24 protein-coding genes and 1 tRNA gene are annotated in these 19,552 nt (G+C 59.9%); 18 read left to right on the forward strand and 7 right to left on the reverse strand.

The window, feature by feature from the left end:
- Window positions 1-144: 144 nt before the first annotated feature.
- The 5 genes from ASD02_RS08160 (at window position 145) to ASD02_RS08180 (ending at window position 3,940) form a co-directional block, all read left to right on the forward strand.
- Window positions 145-1,185 carry a cysteine synthase A gene (locus ASD02_RS08160; protein ID WP_025427040.1) on the forward strand — a complete coding sequence of 347 codons (1,041 nt, stop codon included), beginning with the start codon at window positions 145-147 and terminating at the stop codon, window positions 1,183-1,185.
- Between the two features lie 8 nt (window positions 1,186-1,193).
- The gene (locus ASD02_RS08165) at window positions 1,194-1,943 is read left to right on the forward strand and encodes an alanyl-tRNA editing protein (RefSeq protein ID WP_025427039.1); all 750 of its coding nucleotides are present in this window, start codon (window positions 1,194-1,196) and stop codon (window positions 1,941-1,943) included.
- A 15-nt stretch (window positions 1,944-1,958) separates the two neighbouring features.
- The gene (gene sseA / locus ASD02_RS38035; RefSeq protein WP_025427038.1) at window positions 1,959-2,813 is read left to right on the forward strand and encodes a 3-mercaptopyruvate sulfurtransferase; all 855 of its coding nucleotides are present in this window, start codon (window positions 1,959-1,961) and stop codon (window positions 2,811-2,813) included.
- Window positions 2,814-2,817: 4 nt separating this feature from the next.
- Window positions 2,818-3,381 (forward strand): GNAT family N-acetyltransferase, encoded by a 564-nt coding sequence (locus ASD02_RS38040; RefSeq protein ID WP_025427037.1) that lies wholly within the window; start codon window positions 2,818-2,820, stop codon window positions 3,379-3,381.
- A gap of 91 nt (window positions 3,382-3,472) precedes the next feature.
- Window positions 3,473-3,940, forward strand: a complete 468-nt coding sequence (locus tag ASD02_RS08180; protein ID WP_025427036.1) for a DUF1203 domain-containing protein — start codon at window positions 3,473-3,475, stop codon at window positions 3,938-3,940.
- A gap of 40 nt (window positions 3,941-3,980) precedes the next feature.
- Here ASD02_RS08180 and ald read toward each other — a convergent pair whose 3' ends face one another.
- Window positions 3,981-5,099, reverse strand: a complete 1,119-nt coding sequence (gene ald / locus ASD02_RS08185; RefSeq protein ID WP_025427035.1) for an alanine dehydrogenase — start codon at window positions 5,097-5,099, stop codon at window positions 3,981-3,983.
- A 155-nt stretch (window positions 5,100-5,254) separates the two neighbouring features.
- Between ald and ASD02_RS08190 the strand changes: the two genes are divergently transcribed.
- The gene (locus ASD02_RS08190) at window positions 5,255-5,716 is read left to right on the forward strand and encodes an Lrp/AsnC family transcriptional regulator (RefSeq protein WP_025427034.1); all 462 of its coding nucleotides are present in this window, start codon (window positions 5,255-5,257) and stop codon (window positions 5,714-5,716) included.
- A 15-nt stretch (window positions 5,717-5,731) separates the two neighbouring features.
- On the opposite strand, the gene ASD02_RS08195 is transcribed toward ASD02_RS08190, so the two are convergent.
- Entirely contained in the window at window positions 5,732-6,979 is a 1,248-nt protein-coding gene (locus tag ASD02_RS08195; RefSeq protein WP_025427033.1) for a GGDEF domain-containing protein, read from the reverse strand.
- A 221-nt stretch (window positions 6,980-7,200) separates the two neighbouring features.
- Here ASD02_RS08195 and ASD02_RS08200 point away from each other — a divergent pair, with 221 nt between their 5' ends.
- Window positions 7,201-9,183 (forward strand): bifunctional 2',3'-cyclic-nucleotide 2'-phosphodiesterase/3'-nucleotidase, encoded by a 1,983-nt coding sequence (locus ASD02_RS08200; protein WP_025427032.1) that lies wholly within the window; start codon window positions 7,201-7,203, stop codon window positions 9,181-9,183.
- A gap of 212 nt (window positions 9,184-9,395) precedes the next feature.
- Here ASD02_RS08200 and ASD02_RS08205 read toward each other — a convergent pair whose 3' ends face one another.
- Window positions 9,396-9,716 (reverse strand): HlyU family transcriptional regulator, encoded by a 321-nt coding sequence (locus ASD02_RS08205; protein WP_025427031.1) that lies wholly within the window; start codon window positions 9,714-9,716, stop codon window positions 9,396-9,398.
- 87 nt (window positions 9,717-9,803) lie between these two features.
- Window positions 9,804-11,054, reverse strand: a complete 1,251-nt coding sequence (gene ilvA, locus ASD02_RS08210; RefSeq protein ID WP_025427030.1) for a threonine ammonia-lyase — start codon at window positions 11,052-11,054, stop codon at window positions 9,804-9,806.
- Between the two features lie 153 nt (window positions 11,055-11,207).
- Between ilvA and ASD02_RS08215 the strand changes: the two genes are divergently transcribed.
- The 9 genes from ASD02_RS08215 (at window position 11,208) to ASD02_RS08250 (ending at window position 16,451) form a co-directional block, all read left to right on the forward strand.
- Window positions 11,208-12,662: a TrkH family potassium uptake protein gene (locus tag ASD02_RS08215; RefSeq protein ID WP_025427029.1), complete on the forward strand. Its 1,455-nt coding sequence runs from the start codon at window positions 11,208-11,210 to the stop codon at window positions 12,660-12,662.
- Window positions 12,663-12,742: 80 nt separating this feature from the next.
- Window positions 12,743-13,333, forward strand: coding sequence for a hypothetical protein (locus tag ASD02_RS08220; RefSeq protein WP_025427028.1), 591 nt, complete (start codon window positions 12,743-12,745; stop codon window positions 13,331-13,333).
- 4 nt (window positions 13,334-13,337) lie between these two features.
- Window positions 13,338-14,072, forward strand: a complete 735-nt coding sequence (locus tag ASD02_RS08225; protein WP_057220526.1) for an HAD family hydrolase — start codon at window positions 13,338-13,340, stop codon at window positions 14,070-14,072.
- 228 nt (window positions 14,073-14,300) lie between these two features.
- Window positions 14,301-14,558: a hypothetical protein gene (locus ASD02_RS08230; RefSeq protein WP_025427026.1), complete on the forward strand. Its 258-nt coding sequence runs from the start codon at window positions 14,301-14,303 to the stop codon at window positions 14,556-14,558.
- 209 nt (window positions 14,559-14,767) lie between these two features.
- Window positions 14,768-15,013 carry a DUF982 domain-containing protein gene (locus ASD02_RS08235; RefSeq protein ID WP_025427025.1) on the forward strand — a complete coding sequence of 82 codons (246 nt, stop codon included), beginning with the start codon at window positions 14,768-14,770 and terminating at the stop codon, window positions 15,011-15,013.
- 296 nt (window positions 15,014-15,309) lie between these two features.
- A complete protein-coding gene (locus ASD02_RS08240) occupies window positions 15,310-15,516 on the forward strand; it encodes a hypothetical protein (protein ID WP_025427024.1) in 207 nt (68 codons plus the stop codon).
- Window positions 15,517-15,564: 48 nt separating this feature from the next.
- Entirely contained in the window at window positions 15,565-15,687 is a 123-nt protein-coding gene (locus ASD02_RS40360; RefSeq protein WP_255569942.1) for a hypothetical protein, read from the forward strand.
- Between the two features lie 194 nt (window positions 15,688-15,881).
- On the forward strand, window positions 15,882-16,124 hold the full coding sequence (locus tag ASD02_RS08245; RefSeq protein WP_025427023.1) for a hypothetical protein: 243 nt from the start codon (window positions 15,882-15,884) through the stop codon (window positions 16,122-16,124).
- 242 nt (window positions 16,125-16,366) lie between these two features.
- Window positions 16,367-16,451 (forward strand) — tRNA-Leu (locus ASD02_RS08250).
- 95 nt (window positions 16,452-16,546) lie between these two features.
- Here the strand turns inward: ASD02_RS08250 and ASD02_RS08255 are convergent.
- The 3 genes from ASD02_RS08255 to wrbA all read right to left on the reverse strand — a co-directional run bounded on the left by ASD02_RS08255 (window position 16,547) and on the right by wrbA (window position 17,930).
- Window positions 16,547-16,765 (reverse strand): hypothetical protein, encoded by a 219-nt coding sequence (locus ASD02_RS08255; protein WP_025427022.1) that lies wholly within the window; start codon window positions 16,763-16,765, stop codon window positions 16,547-16,549.
- A gap of 90 nt (window positions 16,766-16,855) precedes the next feature.
- The gene (locus tag ASD02_RS08260) at window positions 16,856-17,098 is read right to left on the reverse strand and encodes a DUF2188 domain-containing protein (protein WP_025427021.1); all 243 of its coding nucleotides are present in this window, start codon (window positions 17,096-17,098) and stop codon (window positions 16,856-16,858) included.
- 232 nt (window positions 17,099-17,330) lie between these two features.
- Window positions 17,331-17,930 (reverse strand): NAD(P)H:quinone oxidoreductase, encoded by a 600-nt coding sequence (gene wrbA / locus ASD02_RS08265; RefSeq protein ID WP_025427020.1) that lies wholly within the window; start codon window positions 17,928-17,930, stop codon window positions 17,331-17,333.
- A gap of 164 nt (window positions 17,931-18,094) precedes the next feature.
- Here wrbA and ASD02_RS08270 point away from each other — a divergent pair, with 164 nt between their 5' ends.
- On the forward strand, window positions 18,095-18,850 hold the full coding sequence (locus ASD02_RS08270) for a competence/damage-inducible protein A (protein ID WP_057220527.1): 756 nt from the start codon (window positions 18,095-18,097) through the stop codon (window positions 18,848-18,850).
- Between the two features lie 163 nt (window positions 18,851-19,013).
- Window positions 19,014-19,511, forward strand: coding sequence for a xanthine phosphoribosyltransferase (gpt, locus tag ASD02_RS08275; protein ID WP_025427018.1), 498 nt, complete (start codon window positions 19,014-19,016; stop codon window positions 19,509-19,511).
- Window positions 19,512-19,552 lie beyond the last annotated feature (41 nt).

A 19,552-nucleotide genomic window follows, 5' to 3' on the forward strand; every position in this document is an offset into this window, starting at 1 on the left:
TCTTGCCTGGGAAACAGGCTGAGCCGAAAACACGCCAATATTTCGGCGATCCGGTGTCGTTCTCAACGTTCGCCGGCCACTCGGCGTTTTTCTTCGGTAACGCGGCTCGCTTCAGCGGCCGTTCTCAAGCACGAGGTTCTGCAAATGGCCATTCTTCCGTCCGTTCTTGAAGCAATCGGCAACACGCCCCTGATCCGGCTGAAATCCGTATCCGAGGCAACCGGCTGCACGATCCTCGGCAAGGCGGAGTTTCTCAATCCGGGACAGTCGGTGAAGGATCGCGCCGCGCTCTGGATCATCCGGGAGGCGGAGAAGGCCGGGCAGTTGAAGCCGGGGGGCGTGATCGTCGAAGGGACTGCCGGCAATACCGGCATTGGCCTTGCCCTCGTCGGGCAGGCACTCGGCTATCGGACCGTCATCGTCATTCCGGAAACCCAGAGCCAGGAAAAGAAGGATGCGCTGCGTCTTCTTGGAGCAGAGCTCGTCGAAGTGCCGGCTGTGCCGTACAAGAACCCGAACAACTACGTGAAGATCTCCGGTCGCCTGGCCGCTGAACTCGCAAAGACCGAACCGAACGGCGCCATCTGGGCAAACCAGTTCGACAATGTCGCCAATCGTGACGCCCATGTCGCCACCACGGCGCCTGAAATCTGGCGCGATACGGACGGCAAGGTCGACGGCTTCATCTGCTCTGTCGGCTCCGGCGGTACGCTTGCGGGCGTTGCAGAGGGCCTGCGCGCCAAGAACCCTGCGATCAAGATCGGCCTTGCCGACCCTGATGGTGCGGCGCTCTACAATTACTACGCGCACGGGGAGTTGAAGGCGAGCGGAAGCTCCATCACCGAGGGCATCGGCCAGGGCCGCATCACCGCCAACCTCGAAGGCTTCAGTCCAGACTTTTCCTACCAGATCTCCGATGCCGAGGCCGTGCCGCTGGTCTTCGACCTGATCGAACGCGAAGGCATTTGCGTCGGCGGATCAACGGGCATCAATATTGCCGGCGCCGTCCGGCTCGCCAAGGAGCTCGGTCCGGGACATACGATCGTGACGATCCTTTGCGACTATGGTAACCGCTATCAATCGAAACTCTTCAACCCGGACTTCCTGGCCTCGAAGGGCCTGCCTGTTCCGGCCTGGTTGAAGGGCCCCTCAAGCATCACCGTTCCATACGAATCAGTCGGATAAGATTTGCGATGACAAAGACCGTGACTGCCCTCTTCCGCGAAGATTTCTATCTCTCGACTTGCGAAGCAAGTGTCACCGGAATTCTGGAGGATGGCGGGATCGAGCTTGATCAGACCTGCTTCTACGCCACGTCAGGCGGACAGCCGGGCGATAGCGGCTTCCTGGAGCGCAGCGACGGCAGCCGCATCGACGTTGCCGTTGCCCGTCATGGCGCGACGAAGGACATCATCATCCATGTCCCGGCGGAAGGACAGCCAGCGCCTGATATCGGCGAGAAGCTGGTCGTGCATATCGACTGGCCGCGCCGCTACCGGCTGATGCGCATGCACACGGCTTGCCATCTGCTCTCCGTCGTTTGTCCCTTCCCGATCACGGGCGCAGCCGTAGGCGAAGATGAAAGCCGGGTCGATTTCGACATGAGCGAAACGATCGATAAGGACGAGGTGACGGCAGCGCTGAGGAAGCTCGTCGACGAGAACCACCCGGTCTATCTGCAGTGGATCACCGACGAGGAACTCGCAGCCAACCCCGGTATCGTCAAATCCAAGAATGTACGCCCGCCCGTCGGGCTTGGTCGCGTCAGCCTTGTCTGCATCGGTGAAAACTCGGCGATCGACAGCCAGCCCTGCGGCGGTACACATGTGTCGGAAACCCAGGAAGTCGGCGCGATCCACATCGCCAAGATCGAGAAGAAGGGCAAGGAAAACCGCCGTTTCCGCATCCGCTTCGGCACGGCAGACGACCGCCAGACAATCTGAACAGGAGATACGACCATGACCAACAACAAAAGCGCTTACGTCGTTTCTCCGGACTGGTTGCAGCAGCGGCTCAACAATCCCACCATTCGCATTCTCGATGCCGCCTGGTATCTGCCAGCCCAGAACAGAGACCCGAAAGCGGAGTACGACGTGGGCCACATTCCCGGTGCCGTGTTCTTCGACCAGGATGCGATCGCCGATCACACGAGCGGACTGCCGCATACGCTGCCGACGCCGGAAGCCTTCGCCACGGCCGTTGGTGCGCTCGGTGTCAGCGAGACCGATACGATCGTCGTCTATGACGGCCCGGGCATCATGACCGCGCCGCGCGTGTGGTGGATGCTGCGCATCATGGGCGCAAAGGACGTCTATGTGCTCGATGGCGGCATGGACGGCTGGAAGAAGGACGGACGCCCGGTGACGACGGACGTTCCCTCGCCCACGCCCGTCACGTTCAACGTTACTTTCACGCCTTCGGCGGTAACCTCGCTTGAGCGCATGAAGGACATCGTGCAATCAGGCAAGGTCCAAATTGCCGATGCGCGGGGCGCCGGGCGCTTCCTCGGCGAAGAGCCAGAGCCGCGTGCCGGAATGCGCTCCGGCCACATGCCGGGCGCGCACAGCCTGCCTTCCACCACCTTTTCCGAGAACGGCAAGTTCAAAGATCTCGACACGCTGCGCAAGACATTTGCCGAGGCGGGCGTCGACCTTTCCAAGCCCGTGGTGACAACCTGCGGCTCAGGCGTCACGGCAGCCATCATCACGCTGGCGCTGCAATCCCTCGGCCACACCGACAATACGCTTTACGACGGCTCCTGGTCCGAATGGGGTGGCCGCGCGGATACCTCCGTTGTGACCGGCAGCGAGTGACATCATGCGCCCTCCCAAGCTCGCCTCACTGACTGCCCACGTCACCGAACTGGAAATGACGGCACCGCCCAAGCAGAGCTTGCCGATGCCGGTCAACATCCAGACGGCAATCCTGCGCGTGTCCGACATCCCGCTGAATTACTATCGGTTCCTCTATCTGCGGGTTGGCAAACGCTGGCACTGGGCCGATCGTATCCGCATGAGCGACGAAAAGCTGGCTGCGCTACTCGCCGACAAACGCACGAGCGTTACCGTGCTCTATGTCAACGGCGCACCTGCCGGCTTCTTCGAGCTTCACCAGGCCGATGACAACGTCGTCGAGCTGACGCATTTCGGCTTGATGGAGCACGCGCTCGGGCTTGGCCTCGGCAAATGGTTCCTGCTGCAAACGCTGTTTGCTGCGTGGACCTTGAACCCGAGCAAGGTTACGGTCACGACCAACAATCTCGACCACCCACGGGCGCTCCAGCTCTATCAGCAATTCGGCTTCTCGCCCGTCGCCACCCGCGAAGCGACCATCGAGCCGCTGACGGACGAAGAACTGCTGGCCTTCGCTAAGAATCTCTGACGTCCGCACGGCCGCAAGTTTCGGGTGTCGCCGCCGCACCAGGCGGGGCACAGTGCGCATCAAATGATCCCTATTGATCTGGAGATGCACGATGGCCCTGCGCTACATACCGATGTCCACCGATCAGGCCGAGCGCCTAAGACAGGGTGGCAACGATGCTTATGGCAACCCGCCGGAACGCCAGATATCCGATGGCGACGGCGTTCCCTGTCGGCATTGCCTTGGCAACGTCGATGCCGGCGACACCTATCTGATCTTCGCGCTGCGGCCTTTTACGTCGCTGCAGCCCTATGCCGAGACCGGTCCGGTTTTCATGCATGCCGACGAATGCCCGGCATATAGCGACGAAGTTCGGCCGCCCATCCTGACGTCGAGCAAAGACTATCTGCTGCGCGGCTACGGCAGCAATGAGCGCATCATCTATGGGACCGGCGGCGTGGTTCCCGCCGAGCAGCTCGAATCTCGCGCTGAAGCTCTGCTCTCCATGCCTGAGGTCGCAAGTGTGCATGTCCGATCGGCCAAGAACAATTGTTATCAATGCAGGATAGAGCGCCCCTGAAGCGTCGGTCCGGCCATGGCCGGACCGACTTCGTTAGGGTTCAGGCGACGTTGAGCACCGCTTCCGGCGCGTAGGCGTCGTAACCGAGTGCCTCGGCAACGGGGGCGTTGGTCACCCGTCCGCGGTGAACGTTGAGACCGGCACGCAGGTGCCGATCTTCCGCGACTGCCTTCAGACCACGATCAGCCAGTTGCAGACCGTAGTGCAGCGTGGCGTTGTTGAGCGCATGGGCTGAAGTCACCGGGACGGCGCCAGGCATATTCGCGACGCAATAGTGGACGATCCCGTCGACCTCGTAAGTCGGGTCCGAATGGGTGGTCGCGTGCGATGTCTCGAAGCAGCCGCCCTGGTCGATGGCGACATCGACGATGACGGCACCCTTCTTCATCCCGGTCAGCATTTCCCGCGTCACAAGCTTAGGTGCGGCAGCGCCTGGAATGAGAACGGCTCCGATGACCAGATCGGCAGAGAAAACCTCATCCTCGAGGGCATCGATGGTGGAGTAGCGCGTGTGTATACGACCGCCGAAGATGTCGTCGAGCTGGCGCAGACGAGGAATAGAGCGATCGAGGATGCTGACATCAGCGCCAAGTCCAGCTGCCATTCTGGCGGCATGGAGGCCGACGACGCCGCCGCCGATAATCGCGACCTTGGCGGGAAGCACACCGGGCACACCGCCGAGCAGAATGCCGCGGCCACCGTTGGCCTTCTGCAGCGATGTCGCACCGGCCTGAATGGCCAGGCGACCCGCGACTTCCGACATCGGCGCCAGAAGCGGCAAGCCGCCGCGCTCGTCCGTGACGGTTTCATAGGCGATGGCCGTGACGCCCGAATTGAGCAGACCCTTGGTCTGTTCCGGATCCGGCGCGAGATGCAGGTAGGTATAGAGAATTTGGCCCTCGCGCAGCTGTGCCCATTCGGAAGGCTGCGGCTCCTTGACCTTGACGATCATGTCCGATTTTTCGAACACATCCTTTGCCGTCGCGACTATCTTCGCGCCAGCGGCACGGTAGGTATCGTCATCCGCGCCGATCCCCGCTCCTGCCTTGGTTTCAATGATAACCTCGTGGCCGTGAGCGACATATTCACGTACCGACCCGGGGGTCAGGCCGACTCGGTATTCATGGTTTTTGATTTCCTTCGGGCAACCGACACGCATCGCGCGTTCCTCTCCTGTTGTGGGCAATTTTGCCTCATTGACACGCCCTCAGCAAAACACGCGGCGAAACGAATGTCCTTGCAAAGATGTCTCCGCGGAGGCATCAATTTCGAAGAATATTGCGTCATTGTCCGAGCTATTGGTGGAAATCGCGAATGAGTGAACTTGATGCCATCGATCATGCGATTCTGCGCATTCTTCAGCAGAACGGCAGGATTTCGAACGCCGATCTGGCGGCCAAGGTAGGGCTGTCGCCATCGGCCTGTTCGCGCCGGGTCGATATCCTGGAGAAATCAGGCACCATCAGCGGCTACCACGCCCGCCTCGCCCACAAGGCGCTCGACTACCAGATCATGGTGATCGTGCATATTTCCCTGTCCGGGCAGTTCGCCAAGACGCTGGCCGAGTTCGAGGCAGCGGTAAAGCTCTGCCCCAATGTTCTCGTCTGTTACCTGATGTCGGGCGAATACGACTACATTCTGCGGGTCGCGGCCAAGGACCTGCAGGACTACGAACGCATCCACCGAGACTGGCTTTCCGCCCTGCCCCATGTGGTCAAGATCAACTCGAGCTTTTCCTTGCGGGAAGTGATCGACCGGCCGAACGTCGGCATATAACGAGCTGCGATAGCGTTAGCGGCCGACGACGCAATCGCGACCACGCGCTTTCGCTGAATAGAGCCTGAGATCAGCCTCAGACAGCAGATGCGCAATCGCGACACCATCGTCAGGCGTGGACGACAATCCGATGCTGACGGTCACGGCTTTGCCATCGGGGGTGAAAACACCAGCGGACACCGCTAGCCGGATGGTCTCGGCATGCCTCAGCGCATCGGCATGCGACAATCCCGGGCACAGCACGACGAACTCTTCACCGCCATAACGAAAGAGCCGATCTCCCTGGCGCAAGCGTGCTTTCATCACTTCCACAAGCTTCTGCAGGATGCGGTCACCCTCCTGGTGGCCGAAGCGATCGTTGACGCCCTTGAAGTGATCGACGTCGATGATCAACAGACTGACCGCAGCTTTTGAGGCTACGGCAGCGCGCAGCATCTGCGGCCCTTCGATATCGAAGCGGCTGCGGTCGAGACATCCCGTCAGCGTGTCCTGGCCGGACCGTGAAAGCAGGTCTTCATAGCGTTCGCGGAAAGTCAGGTCGTTGAAGATGTCGCCGAGAGGCCGGTCCGACATCGCCAGGAACGGATGGCGCGAAACATTGAGATAGAGGCCGATAGCGATGGCGTAGAAAGTCGCGGCCAGCATTTTCGCGATCCATCCGCCCCACAGCACCTCCATAGGCGCATCGTTCAGCCAGTGCAGAGCCGCGTAAAATGCCAATTGATCGAAGCTCAGGATCACGACACCGCAGATCAGGAAGCGGACGGTTACGAAGCGGCGCAACCATTTGCCGAGACGCTCGTAGAGCAGGATGATCAGGAGCGTATCGAGGTAGAGAACCAACGTCCCCCACACCATCAGCCCGCCCATTTCATCGATGAAGGCGATGTCGGCCGAACGGCCCGGAACAATCGAAACAGTCTCGTGCTGGCGCAGCAGCAGGCTGAGGATGACCGTGAGCAAGTTTCCCGCGAGCAGACCATAGATCGGCTGACGGACGGTCGCGGCATCCTCCTTCACGTAAAGCAAGAGGATGATCATCAGCTTGCCGGAGAAAAGCACGACCGATCCCGGAGAGACGATCCCGAACGGCAATTGCACGTAAAAGACCGCCGCCAGATAGGTTTCGATGAAATGCATCACGCCCAGGGCCGCGACAAAAACGCCGAGACCCAGCCGGGCACGAAGCTGCAACAACCAGATCATCGCCGTGACGTAGACCAGTGCTTCGCCGACGAAAATAATGAGATTGGCGTTGGGCATGCTGTTGAAAAGGTTCCGGTTTCGCCAGACAAACCGTTAGGTGGAAAGCTTAAAGAAAACTTTAGCTCGGTTGCAGACGGACCGGAATTGCAATGCGAGAATCAACTGCTTTGCGAAGTGTTGCCTTTCCGGCATAGTCGCGACCAACCCACCGTGGTTCGCATGTCAAATCAGAAACCGCGGATTGCACACGCAATGGCATTCATCAATGGAGGGCAAGCATGCAATCGACGACATCCCCGTTCCACCTCTCGCGCCGCTCGCTTCTGTCCGGCGTCGCCGCCGCCTCGGCGCTGGTAATGCTTCACCCCTTCTCCGCACGTGCTGCCGCCAACCAGGCGCATCTGCGCATCATGGAAACGACCGACCTGCACGTTCACGTCTTTCCCTACGACTACTACGGCGACAAGCCGAACGACACGCTGGGGCTAGCACGCACGGCCTCGATCGTCGACGCCATCCGGGCGGAGGCAACCAACTCGATCCTCGTCGATAACGGCGACTTCCTGCAGGGAAACCCGATGGGCGACTACATCGCCTATCAGCGTGGCATGAAGGATGGTGACATCCATCCTGTTATCGCTGCAATGAACGTGCTTGGCTACGATTGCGGCACGCTCGGCAACCACGAATTCAACTATGGCCTTGATTTCATGTTCAAGGTGCTGAACGGCGCCAACTTCCCGCTGGTCTGCGCCAATCTGACCAAGGGCGCGCTCGCCGCCGATGCCCGACAGGACCAGCTGTTCCTCAAGCCCTACGTCATTCTCGACCGCAAGGTGAAGGACGGTGCCGGCGCCGAGCATGCGATCCGGGTCGGGCTCATCGGTTTCGTGCCTCCGCAGATCATGTCCTGGGACGCAAAGCACCTTGAGGGCAAGGCCAATGCCCGCGATATCGTCACGGCGGCCCAAGCCTGGGTTCCGCAGATGCGCGAGGAAGGTGCCGATATCGTCATCGCGCTTTCCCACTCCGGCATCGGTCAGCAGGACTACGCCGAAAACCTCGAAAACGCATCGGTTCCGCTGGCCGCGGTCGAAGGCATCGACGCCATCGTGACCGGGCATAGCCATCTCGATTTCCCCGGTCCGAAGTTCGCCAAAATCGCCGGCGTCGACAATGCCAAGGGGCTGATTTCGGGCAAGCCCGGCGTCATGGGCGGGTTCTGGGGTTCGCATCTCGGCCTGATCGATCTGCTGATCGAACGCGAAGGCGGCGCCTGGCGCGTCATCAGCTCCACCAGCGAAGCGCGGCCGATCTACCGGCGCGAGGACAAGAAGGTGATCGCCGAGGTCGCCGAAAAGCCGGAAGTGCTGGCGGCGGCACAAAAGGAACACGAGGCAACACTTGCCTATGTTCGCACGCCGGTCGGCAAAAGCGCGGTGCCGCTCTATTCCTACTTCGCCCTGGTCGCCGACGATCCGTCTGTCCAGATCGTCAGCCAGGCGCAGACCTGGTACATCAAGGACATGCTGAAGGATACGGAGCACAAGGATCTGCCTGTGCTCTCCGCTGCGGCTCCATTCAAGGCCGGCGGTCGCGGCGGCGCCGACTACTACACCGACGTTCCGGCCGGCGACATCGCCATCAAGAACGTCGCCGATCTCTATCTCTACCCCAACACGGTCCAGGCCGTCGTCATCACCGGCGAGCAGGTGCGCAACTGGCTGGAAATGTCCGCAGGCATCTTCAACCAGGTGAAGGCTGGAGCCTCGGATGCAGCCCTGATCAACGGTGACTTTCCGTCCTACAACTTCGATGTCATCGACGGCGTCACTTACCAGATCGACCTGTCCGAGCCGCCGAAGTTCGACAAGGACGGCAATGCCATCAACCCGTCAGCCAATCGTATCAAGAACCTGAACTTCAATGGACAACCGATTGACCCGGCGCAGAAATTTGTCGTCGCGACGAACAACTACCGCGCCGGTGGCGGCGGCCATTTCCCTGATATCGCTGCCGACAAGGTGGTCTTCGTGGCACCCGACACCAACCGCGACGTAGTGGTTCGCTACATCATTGACCAGGGAACCATAAATCCGGCGGCCGATGCCAACTGGACCTTCGCGCCACTCGCGAACACCAGCGTCACGTTCGACAGCGGCCCGAAGGCAAGGCAGTTCCTGTCGCAGGTCAAAGGCGTGACGATCGAGGATGCGGGTGAAGCCGCAGAAGGATTCGCCCGTTTCCGCATCAAGCTGTGATGCCGAGTGCCCCCGCAAGGCGGGGGTACGTCCCCTGGCGTGGAGAACGGAAGTGCCGCTACCAGCAAATGCCAAAAGCGGCAATGCGGATGCTGAAGCAGCCATCAATCTGGACGTGAGTGAGCCGCTTGCGCTTACGATGGACACGAGCTCTTGACGCCAAGTCACTGCAATATTTTTATAAATCGGACGTCGCGGCTTGCCGCCAACAATCAGACTTGCCGCGACGGGGCGTCGTCAGAAAACAACGACGGTCCGGTCTGGTCGATGATCTGGCGGCCCTTGCGGAAAGCGGCATCGATCGCGTCTTGTTCGGACGTGAACAGATCGGCCCGGATGAAGCTGCGCACCCGCACGTCGCCTTCGGCGATCGTCTTCTCGATGCTGCCAGCCAGACGGAACTGCGAGCCTTCGCGCATCGGTGTCGCGCGGATCGTGCACTCTGCATAGGCTTCGGTTTTTCCCGATGCGCCTTGAGCCTCGTTTTCGGTGGAGCCGGAGCGGCCGAACAGTTTTGAGAAAAATGATGCCATGAGCAAGACTTAGACGCGACGGCGAAAGCTGTCAAAGCCAAAGTGTCGATGTCGACCCTCTGCCATTACGTCTCCGCCCACCAGCCGTCAGATGATCAGATTGGACAGGATCTCGTTCTCGGTGATGTCCTGATACCGCAGGCCGGCAGCGTCGAACCGCGACTTCAGGATCGGGAAATTCTCCGCGTGCTTGGTCTCTATGCCGATGAGGATCGAACCGAAATTGCGCGCGGACTTCTTCAAATATTCGAAGCGCGAGATATCGTCCTCGTCGCCGAGCAGGTTGAGGAAGTCGCGCAAGGCACCAGGGCGCTGCGCCATGCGCAGGATGAAATACTTCTTGAGCCCCGCATGCCGCATCGCCCGCTCCTTGACGTCAGGAAGACGCTCGAAGTCGAAGTTGCCGCCGGAGACGACGGCGATGACGGTCTTGCCTTCAAGCTTTTCGCGACCGATCGCGTCCAGCGCCGTGATCGACAATGCGCCTGCGGGCTCGAGCACAACGCCCTCGACATTCAACATGTCGATGATCGTCATGCAGATCGCGTTTTCCGGAAGCAGCATGACCTGGTCGGCAGAGAAGCGGCGAAGAGCCGCAAAATTCAGATCGCCGATCCGCCCGACAGCTGCGCCATCGACGAAGTTGTCGACTTGGTCGAGCGTGACAAGACTGCCGGTCTCGAGGCTCTGCCGGAGGCTCGGCGCGCCTGATGGTTCGCAGAAGACGAAATGGTCGGCGGCGACATCATCCTTCAGATAGCCGGTGACGCCGGCCGACAGGCCACCGCCACCGACCGGAAGCACGACGAGATCGGGCCTGACGCCCTCGGGCAATTGCTCGGCGATTTCAGCGGCAACAGTCGCCTGCCCTTCGATGATGTCGAGATGATCGAACGGCGGCACCATGACGCCATCGATCGTTTCCACATGCTCGCGCGCAGCCTTGTAGCATTGGTCGAAGATGTCGCCGACAAGGCGGATCGTGATGAACTCGCCGCCGAACATGCGGGTCTTGTCAATCTTCTGCTGCGGCGTGGTCACCGGCATGAAGACGACGCCAGGAACACTGAAATGCCGGCAGACGAAGGCGAAGCCCTGCGCGTGGTTGCCTGCCGAGGCGCACACGAAGGTCTTGCCCGTCGCGCCGGCACCAAGCACCTTGCGGAAGAAATTGAACGCGCCTCTGATCTTGTAGGAGCGAACCGGCGAAAGGTCCTCGCGCTTGAGGAAGATGTTGGCGCCGTACCTGGCGCTCAGATGTTCGTTCAATTGCAGCGGCGTGGCCGGAAAAATATCACGCATCGCCGTGGTTGCGTTGTCAACATCCTGCTTCGTCACGTGAGGTCATCCATTGAGTTTGCCGATGGCAGCCGCTATTGCACATTGCAGCGCTCGAGGCCATCGCTTTGACTCGAATCGACCGGCGGTGGACAATGTAACCGCTTCGCGCCTCGCCAGATCACGTAGTTTCATTTCCAGGAAATCGAACGTTTGAACGCAACCCTGATCCGGCATGCTGTGCACATCGCAGCGATCCTCGGCCTCTACCTGTCGGTGGCGATGCTCGTGCCGGCGATGGTCGACCTCTATTACGGCCATCGCGATTGGCAGATCTTTGCTGTATCCGCCTTCATGATCGGCGGCCTTTCGGCAGCGACGTTCATGGCGACGCGCATGGGACCGCCGCCGTTTTCGAAGAAGTTCGGCTTTCTGCTGGTCAACCTGCTCTGGGCGGTATTTTCAGTCGTCGGCGCCATCCCGCTGTGGCTGTCTTCATTGAAGCTCGACTTCGCGCAGGCGCTGTTCGAATCCGTCTCCGCCATCACGACAACCGGATCGACCGTCATCGTCGGGCTCGACGATGCGCCGCCGGGACTGCTCGTCTGGCGCTCGCTCTTGTGCTGGCTCGGCGGCATCGGCATCGTCGTCCTTGGCCTGTTCATCATCCCCTATCTCCGGGTTGGCGGCATGTCGTTCTTCAAGATGGAATCCTCCGATACGAGCGACAAGCCGTTCGCTCGCGTCGCAAGCTTCAGCCGCGCATTCCTTCTCATCTATATCTCGATCACGGTTCTCTGCACGATCGGGTACAACATGACGGGCATGAACCGGTTCGACGCGATCAATCATGCGATGTCGACGGTGGCGACGGGCGGTTTCTCGACGCATGATGCGTCATTCGGCTATTTCGGCAGTATCCCGCTGCTCTGGACGGCGACCTTCTTCATGGCGCTCTGCAGCCTGCCGTTCTCGATCCTGATCGTGCTTGTCGTGCGCGGCCGCCTCGACGCGCTTCGCGACCCGCAGATCATCGTCTTCCTCGGCTATCTCTCGGCCTTCTCGATCGCCGTGGCGATCTATCATCGCCTCGTCAGTGGCGTCGAGTTTCACCTGGCGCTTGCACATTCCTTCTTCAACATCACCTCGATCCTTTCGACCAGCGGCTATGCGAGCGAGGACTACAGCCTGTGGGGTCCCTTCGTGGTGATGGTCGCTTTCATCGCAACCTTCATGGGCGGCTGTTCCGGATCGACTGCCGGCGGCATCAAGGCCTATCGCTTCGTGGTGCTCTTCAACGCCATCCGCTCGGGCCTCAACAAGCTCATCTACCCCAATGCGATCTATGCCGTACGTTACGGTAACAACACTGTTGATGCCGATACGCAGCGCGCGATCTTCCTGTTCTTCACCACCTATATCCTGCTGTGGGTGCTGGGCAGCCTCGGCATGGGCGCGCTCGGCTATGATTTCATAACCGCGACCTCAGCGGTCATCACCTGCCTTTCCAATGTCGGTCCCGGCCTCGGCAGTCTCATTGGCCCGGCGGGCAACTTCTCGACACTCCAGGACCCGGAGCTTTATCTCCTGTCGCTGATGATGTTGCTGGGTCGTCTGGAAGTGCTGACCGTTCTGGTGATTCTGACGCCGATCTTCTGGAAACATTGACCATTGCCGCGCCGGCCCTATCGTCTTGACTCGATGCGGCAAATGCCGAAAGTCGCATCCAAGGGACAAAGGGGAACGTCATGGCGAAACATCGGTCACTGCTGGCGGTGCTAACCGCCGCAAGCATGCTCTGCATAAGCGTCGAGGCAAAGGCCGGGCCGCTCGTCGACGCCGCGACCAAGGCGGAACAATTGGCGACCTCCGGCGACCCGGCCAAAGCACGGGAACTCCTGCGGCAAGCGGTCGGTGATTTTTCGCAAACCCTGCCGTTCTCCATCGGCAAGGCCGTCTTCATCACCAAGGAACCGGCTGGCTATGCCATGTACGAGCCCAAGGACGGGACCGTCTTCAAGACCGGGGAAGCGCTCGTATCCTACGTCGAACCGGTCGGCCTCACCTGGAAGGACGCGGCCACCAAGGGCAAGTTGGAAACGCACTTCACCGTCGATTTCGACATCCTCAATCCCAAGGGCGATATCCTTGCCGGGCAGAAGGCATTTGGCGACTTCACCTTCACCGGTTACCTCAAGAACCAGGAGATCTATTCGACCCTGACGATCGACGTTTCCGGGGCTCCGGTCGGTGACTACGTGCTGCGCTTCCATTTCAACGATATCAACAGCGGCAAGACAGCGACGATCGATCAGCCGTTCAAGATAGCCGGACCGTGAGACAATGCCTGACATGATTACGACGATCGGCTTCGATGCCGATGATACGCTTTGGCAAAACGAACAGTTCTATCGCCTGACCGAGGCGCGCTTCGCCGAACTGCTCAAGGACCATGCCGACACGGAAAGCCTGCCCGCACGGCTGCTGGCCGCCGAAAAGCGCAACCTCGGCCTGTACGGTTTTGGCATCAAGGGCTTCGTGCTGTCGATGGTGGAGACCGCTGTCGACGTGACGGACGGGCGCGTCCCGTCATCGGTGATCGCAGAAATCCTTGCGGCCGGACGCGAGATGCTGGTCCACCCGGTCGAGCCGCTGCCACATGTCAAGGAAACGCTCGAGACGCTTCATGGCACCTTCCGGTTGGTGATGATTACCAAGGGCGACCTCTTCGACCAGGAGCGCAAGCTCGCCGCCTCTGGATTGGGCGATTACTTCAACGCCGTCGAAATCGTCAGCGACAAAACGGCCGCCACATACGATCGCATCTTCACACGCCAAGGCGACGGCCCGGCGAAAAGCCTGATGGTCGGCAACTCGTTGAAGTCCGACATCGTCCCTGCCCTCGAGGCCGGCAGTTGGGGCATCTATGTGCCGCATGCCCTCACCTGGGCATTCGAGCATCACGACAAACCCGACAGCCATCCGCGCTTCCGCGAGATCGCCGATCTCGGTGGTCTGTCGGATGCACTGCAAACGTTGCCCGACGACAGCGCCGCGCGTCTAAATAAGACGCGCTAAGGTCGCTGTAGCCCTTTGAATTGCTGCCTGTTTTTATCCTTAAATCGAATAGGATTTAAGGAACCATGCAGTAGGGCTCTCGCCTGGACCAGAGCGGCTTTGACATCGTAAGTTGCGATGACGAGGCTTGTGGTCCTGCGCTTTAGGGCGACCCGAAAAGAGCTATGAAATCCGAACGAATCGGAGAAAGCTGCGGGAAACCGAAAGGCACGTTGAGGGAGAAACAGTTTGGCGGAGCTATTCGGGGCCACTGTCGCCATGGCGTTCACCAGCATGCTGATCGGGTGGATTGTCAGGAAGCTTTCCTCCACGGGCGTCTTTGCATCTCGCCTTGTCGGCTTGGCAATAATGCTGTTCATCGCACCGCCGATCTACATTTTCGCGTCAGGCGGCCCGTATTTCCAGGCATTCTTCGCCTATAGCCTTGGAGCACTGCTTGCTGGCGCGATCTTCTATTGTCTGCGCCAGAAGGAAAAGGACGCATAAACTCCGCCCGATCCAAAGCGCCTTCCGCTTTGCGGCCGTCGAAATAGCCCGATCCACGGCCCGGCAGCGGGCCCGAAATTGCAATGCAGAGCGTATGTGCGCGTGCAGACGACCGGGTATCGCAGAGACGCTGGCAGCCATCGCACCGCTCGCGGAATCGGCCAGATCTGTGTTATGTGCCGCCATCAATCGAAATCGAGGTGATCGACATGGCCGAAAATTGGGAAAAGCCCGTAGCTTTGGCCCTGGAGGGACCGGAGAAATACACGACCATTACGAACACGACCGAAGCGTCCTGGGCGATGATCGAGGACTGGCCGCTCGAAGACAGCGCGCTGCTGACACTGGCACTCGATACGTGTGCTGCCGTGATCGAGGGCAAGCAACCGGCAGAGGCCGCCCGCAAAGCCTTCATCGATGCTGCGCGCGAAGCGGGCATTCCCGTCCGGGAGTAACCTTGCGCCCCGGCATAGAGCCCGGCTTACCCCTGTTACAAATGTACCTAAAGCGACGCGCGTCTTATTAGACGCGCAAGGTCGCTGTAGCACTTTGAATTACTGCAGGTTTCCTTAAATCGAATACGATTTAAGGAAAGTAGGTCGCCCTCCGGTGGATCGGCACTACCGGCTTCAAAGGCAAATTGGTCGCGCCCAATATAAAGCGACGCCTAAAACATGCCGAACGAGGCGCGAACATCCACAGTACGAACCCGGCCTACCCTTCCCCAATAACCCATTTGAGGGAGGAACAATTGGTGAAAGCGCCGGCAGCGGCTGAGGTCGTCCGGCTGCTCCAAACTCACCGTGAGGCTCACGCTATCGGCCAGCAAGAACGCGACAATCAAGTTTGGATGCAGAACCGCTTCGCCTTCGGACGATCCGCAACAATAAAGACTTCTGAAGACGCCATTTTTCGTTTCTCGACAGCCATTCGACAGCTGCCGTTCAGCTTCAATTAAGCCTAACTCCCAAATAGTGGGGACGATCATAAATCGAGGAAATCTGTGGTGGCGCTTCCCGGACCGGCTTTCATTCTCGCTCTCGTCGCCTTCATCGTCGTGGTACCTCTTGCGGCCAAGAAGGCTGAAGAGGGCCGGATTTACAGCCACAGCATCGCCACGAACTTCTAAACTGACGCCGCAGGTCTGCAACACGCCCCGGCGCACATCTCCTAAAGCTTGCCGTAACCATTCCTAGGTTTCGCCACCTCGACCGCGGTCGAAATACGGCATCTGCCGTATGTCACTGATCTCCCTGCCGATCTACGCCAAGGTTCCCCGTTTGCTAACCGTAGTGCGCCGGGTTCGAACCAAGGAGACTATCAATGAAGATCATCATTGCCGCAGTGGCATCGCTCGCGTTTGCCGGCTCGGCCTTCGCCGCTGTGTCGTCCGCGCCTGTCGAAAAGCAGACAGCCGTCAAGACCCACATCGGTCTTGAACTGGCCTATGGCCGGAATCGCATGAACGCTATAAGTCGTGATGGACCTCCAGCCTCGGAAAAAAAGGCACAGGATAAACGTGGGGCTGCATCGAGTAACGGTAAGTCTTTTTACAACGGCAACTGATTTTTAGGAAAGGGCGGCCTCGGTCGCCCTGATTTCCGGATATTTTCACCCATGGTCGGGCGCACGCCCTTGGCGTATTTGCCCTGGCCCGAAACCCTATGTAGCGCATCGAACACCGGCGCGCGTTCCGCGGGCGTTGTTTCAAACCAGTGAGGGCAACACGGGCACATGAACTGGGCAACGAAAAATCCGCTGTTAGCCCTTCCAAAACGATAACGCCCAAGGTACTGAAAACGCCCAGTGCGGGCGTGGCGAAACTGGTAGACGCAAGAGACTTAAAATCTCTCGGCCTCGGCTGTGCGGGTTCGATCCCCGCCGCCCGCACCAGATGGCTGTTGCGGAAAGTGCTTCACGCGCAACACAGCGCGCCTACCCGCTCACCGGATGGCCCTACGTAAGTCCGCCTTTAGTTGGTGTGCCGCTTAGTGGTAGTAGAAGCAATCGCATTCGGCCCGCTGAGCATCATCGTGCCAGACCCTGACCGCCAGTTTCGTGCAGGCTCCCTTGTCCTCTAACCGCAGGCCAAGCAGGGAAACCGCTGCCGCCTTAGGGTTGAGTGCATCGACTTCAATTGCCGACCCTACCTGTTGCACGCCATTGCGGGCGGTCCAGGTGAAGATCTGAACGCTGTAGTGTTGCATTGAAAATCCTCCGCTATGCAGATGCAGTGGACGCAATACTCTTGCAGAAGCTTACGTGGAACGGACCGATCAAATTGTCCGAAAAGTCTGTCAACCGTCTTCGACGGTTGCCTCGGGTCGGTCACCGCCATCGGTATGCTCGAAGTGCCAGTCGCCTTTTTCGTCCTGGAAACTGATATCCTCGTCGTCGCCGCCGACCTGCTGTTCAGCCGCTGCGGCCTTGGCGGCCGCCAGCGCCATTTCTCGGCTGGGAAAGGGTTCCGAAAAAGCGTCGGCTGCCTTGTAGGCCCAACCGCCGTCGTGGGGAACGATGGAGTACGTGATGCGCGCCATGCTTCTCTCCCTGCACTCCGAAAGGCAATCCCGCCTTTCGCGGGCCGTTACCGCCCGGCCCAATATTCCTCCTCGTCAATGGCATTCTCATGCCGAACGGGGCGGATATTAACACAGGAATAGGCCGATAGGCCACTTTCGCGAATCAGAATGTGACAGGCCGTGCAACAACGAAAAAGCGGCCCTTTGCGGGGGCCGCTTTCCTTGTGATCTTTCAAGTCTTTTCCGTGGCTTAGGCTGACAGCTTCGTCGCAATCTTGGCGACATGCGCACCCTGATAGCGAGCGGCATCGAGCTCGACCGCCGAAGGCTGGCGCGCGCCGTCAGCGCCGGTGATGGTCGAAGCGCCGTAGGGCGAACCGCCCTTGATCTCTTCAAGACCCATCTGTCCCTGGAAGGCATAGGGAAGGCCGACGACGACCATGCCGTGGTGCATCAGGGTCGGAATGAAGCCGAGAATGGTTGTTTCCTGGCCGCCATGCTGCGTTGCCGATGACGTGAAGGCCGAGCCTACCTTGCCGACCAGCTTGCCCTGCGCCCAGAGAGACCCGGTCTGGTCGATGAAGTTGCGCATCTGCGAGGCAACGGTGCCGTAGCGTGTGCCGGCGCCAAAGATGATGGCGTCATAGTCCGCCAGTTCGTCGATAGTTGCGATCGGTGCGGCCTGATCCACCTTGTAGTACGATGCCTTGGCAACGTCTTCCGAGACCAGTTCGGGAACGCGCTTGACGACGACGTCGGCACCTGCCGATTTGGCGCCTTCCGCAACCGCGTTGGCCATCGTTTCGATGTGTCCATATGCCGAATAGTAGAGAACGAGAACCTTGGCCATAAATGCTCCTTTGGATTCAGGCAATTCCGCTTGATTACCGTCGCCTGCAGGATTTATCAAAATGCGTCCGGTTGCCAGGAGCCGTACGGTCAACAGAGCGTCCTCAATTCTCGAACAATCACCTGATGCTACTGAACAATCATCTCACATAAGCAGGATCGCCAATGAGCAGCCCTAAGATCGTTACTGCCGCCATGGTCGCCATTGGCGACGAGCTGCTGTCCGGCAGGACCAAGGACAAGAACATCGGCCATCTCGCCGACATGATGACGATGGTCGGGATCGATCTGCGCGAGGTCCGCATCGTTCCCGACGAGGAAGCCTCGATCGTCGACGCCATCAACGCCGTGCGCGAGCGCTATGACTACGTCTTTACGTCTGGTGGGATCGGGCCGACCCATGACGACATCACGGCCGACGCGGTCTCGAAGGCTTTCGCTGTAGACTGCATCTATGACGAACGAGCCATGACACTGCTCGGCGCGATGTACGAACGCCGCGGCATGGAATTCTCGGACGCGCGCAAGCGCATGGCGCGCATGCCGGAGGGTTCCCGATTGATCCCCAACCCGGTCTCCACCGCACCGGGCTTTGCCATTGGCAACGTGCACGTGATGGCCGGCGTGCCACAGGTGTTCCAGGCGATGCTCGACGCGATCATGCCGGATCTGCAGACCGGTACGCCGTTGCTCTCGCAATCGGTCCGCTCGCCCTATGGGGAAGGCGACATCGGCACGCCGCTGACCGAAGTGCAGAAGAACCATCCGGAGACGAGCATCGGCTCCTACCCCAAATTCGACGGCAAGGTCTTCTCCACCGACATCGTCGTGCGGGCGCGCGATCCGCAGGCTTTGTCGGCGGCCGCTGCCGATGCGCAGGCAATGATCGATACGATCACCGCCTCCCGCGCCAAAGTCTGACGGCCGGCGGGAGGAGCCGGCAGATGTGGAAGGATGCGAAGCTCTTGCGCACCGGCCGTCATTGCCGCTATTGCATGTCGGCAAATCAGGATGAAGCGTCAGCGCCTGCCCGATCTGCCGGATGCTTCGCCTTTACCTCGTCCAGACAAGCCGGAGCCCAGAAATGTCCCTGCCCGATAAAGCCTTCCCCGTTTCCTGGGATCAGTTCCACCGCGACGCGCGCGCGCTTGCCTGGCGGCTGGCCGACCAGGGGCAGGAATGGCGTGCCATGGTCTGCATCACGCGCGGCGGACTCGTGCCGGCGGCCATTATCTGCCGTGAGCTCAATATCCGCATGATCGAGACGGTGTGCATCGCTTCCTACCACGACTACGACACGCAGGGACAGATGAAGGTGCTGAAGGGCATCGCGCCTGAGATTGCCAAGGATGGCGGCGAAGGCGTGCTGATCATCGACGACCTGACCGATACCGGCAAGACGGCAGCCGAAGTTCGAGCCATGCTGCCGAAGGCACATTTTGCCGCCGTTTACGCCAAGCCCAAGGGCCGGCCGATGGTTGACACGTTCGTGACCGAAGTGAGCCAGGACACGTGGATCTACTTTCCGTGGGATCTGGGCTTCACCTATCAGGAGCCGATCGCCAAGGGAACGCGCGGCTAATAATCAGCTAATGCCAACATGTACGCCCTCGGCTCGCGCCA

This window comes from Ensifer sp. Root1252, from assembly GCF_001425885.1.
Lineage (GTDB): Bacteria > Pseudomonadota > Alphaproteobacteria > Rhizobiales > Rhizobiaceae > Ensifer > Ensifer canadensis.

Coding starts and splice junctions, on each gene's coding strand:
- ASD02_RS08160 (WP_025427040.1), top strand. CDS start 145: ATGGCCATTCTTCCGTCCGTTCTTGAAGCAATCGGCAACACGCCCCTG.
- ASD02_RS08165 (WP_025427039.1), top strand. CDS start 1,194: ATGACAAAGACCGTGACTGCCCTCTTCCGCGAAGATTTCTATCTCTCG.
- sseA (WP_025427038.1), top strand. CDS start 1,959: ATGACCAACAACAAAAGCGCTTACGTCGTTTCTCCGGACTGGTTGCAG.
- ASD02_RS38040 (WP_025427037.1), top strand. CDS start 2,818: ATGCGCCCTCCCAAGCTCGCCTCACTGACTGCCCACGTCACCGAACTG.
- ASD02_RS08180 (WP_025427036.1), top strand. CDS start 3,473: ATGGCCCTGCGCTACATACCGATGTCCACCGATCAGGCCGAGCGCCTA.
- ald (WP_025427035.1), bottom strand. CDS start 5,099: ATGCGTGTCGGTTGCCCGAAGGAAATCAAAAACCATGAATACCGAGTC.
- ASD02_RS08190 (WP_025427034.1), top strand. CDS start 5,255: ATGAGTGAACTTGATGCCATCGATCATGCGATTCTGCGCATTCTTCAG.
- ASD02_RS08195 (WP_025427033.1), bottom strand. CDS start 6,979: ATGCCCAACGCCAATCTCATTATTTTCGTCGGCGAAGCACTGGTCTAC.
- ASD02_RS08200 (WP_025427032.1), top strand. CDS start 7,201: ATGCAATCGACGACATCCCCGTTCCACCTCTCGCGCCGCTCGCTTCTG.
- ASD02_RS08205 (WP_025427031.1), bottom strand. CDS start 9,716: ATGGCATCATTTTTCTCAAAACTGTTCGGCCGCTCCGGCTCCACCGAA.
- ASD02_RS08220 (WP_025427028.1), top strand. CDS start 12,743: ATGGCGAAACATCGGTCACTGCTGGCGGTGCTAACCGCCGCAAGCATG.
- ASD02_RS08225 (WP_057220526.1), top strand. CDS start 13,338: ATGCCTGACATGATTACGACGATCGGCTTCGATGCCGATGATACGCTT.
- ASD02_RS08235 (WP_025427025.1), top strand. CDS start 14,768: ATGGCCGAAAATTGGGAAAAGCCCGTAGCTTTGGCCCTGGAGGGACCG.
- ASD02_RS08245 (WP_025427023.1), top strand. CDS start 15,882: ATGAAGATCATCATTGCCGCAGTGGCATCGCTCGCGTTTGCCGGCTCG.
- ASD02_RS08255 (WP_025427022.1), bottom strand. CDS start 16,765: ATGCAACACTACAGCGTTCAGATCTTCACCTGGACCGCCCGCAATGGC.
- ASD02_RS08260 (WP_025427021.1), bottom strand. CDS start 17,098: ATGGCGCGCATCACGTACTCCATCGTTCCCCACGACGGCGGTTGGGCC.
- wrbA (WP_025427020.1), bottom strand. CDS start 17,930: ATGGCCAAGGTTCTCGTTCTCTACTATTCGGCATATGGACACATCGAA.
- ASD02_RS08270 (WP_057220527.1), top strand. CDS start 18,095: ATGAGCAGCCCTAAGATCGTTACTGCCGCCATGGTCGCCATTGGCGAC.
- gpt (WP_025427018.1), top strand. CDS start 19,014: ATGTCCCTGCCCGATAAAGCCTTCCCCGTTTCCTGGGATCAGTTCCAC.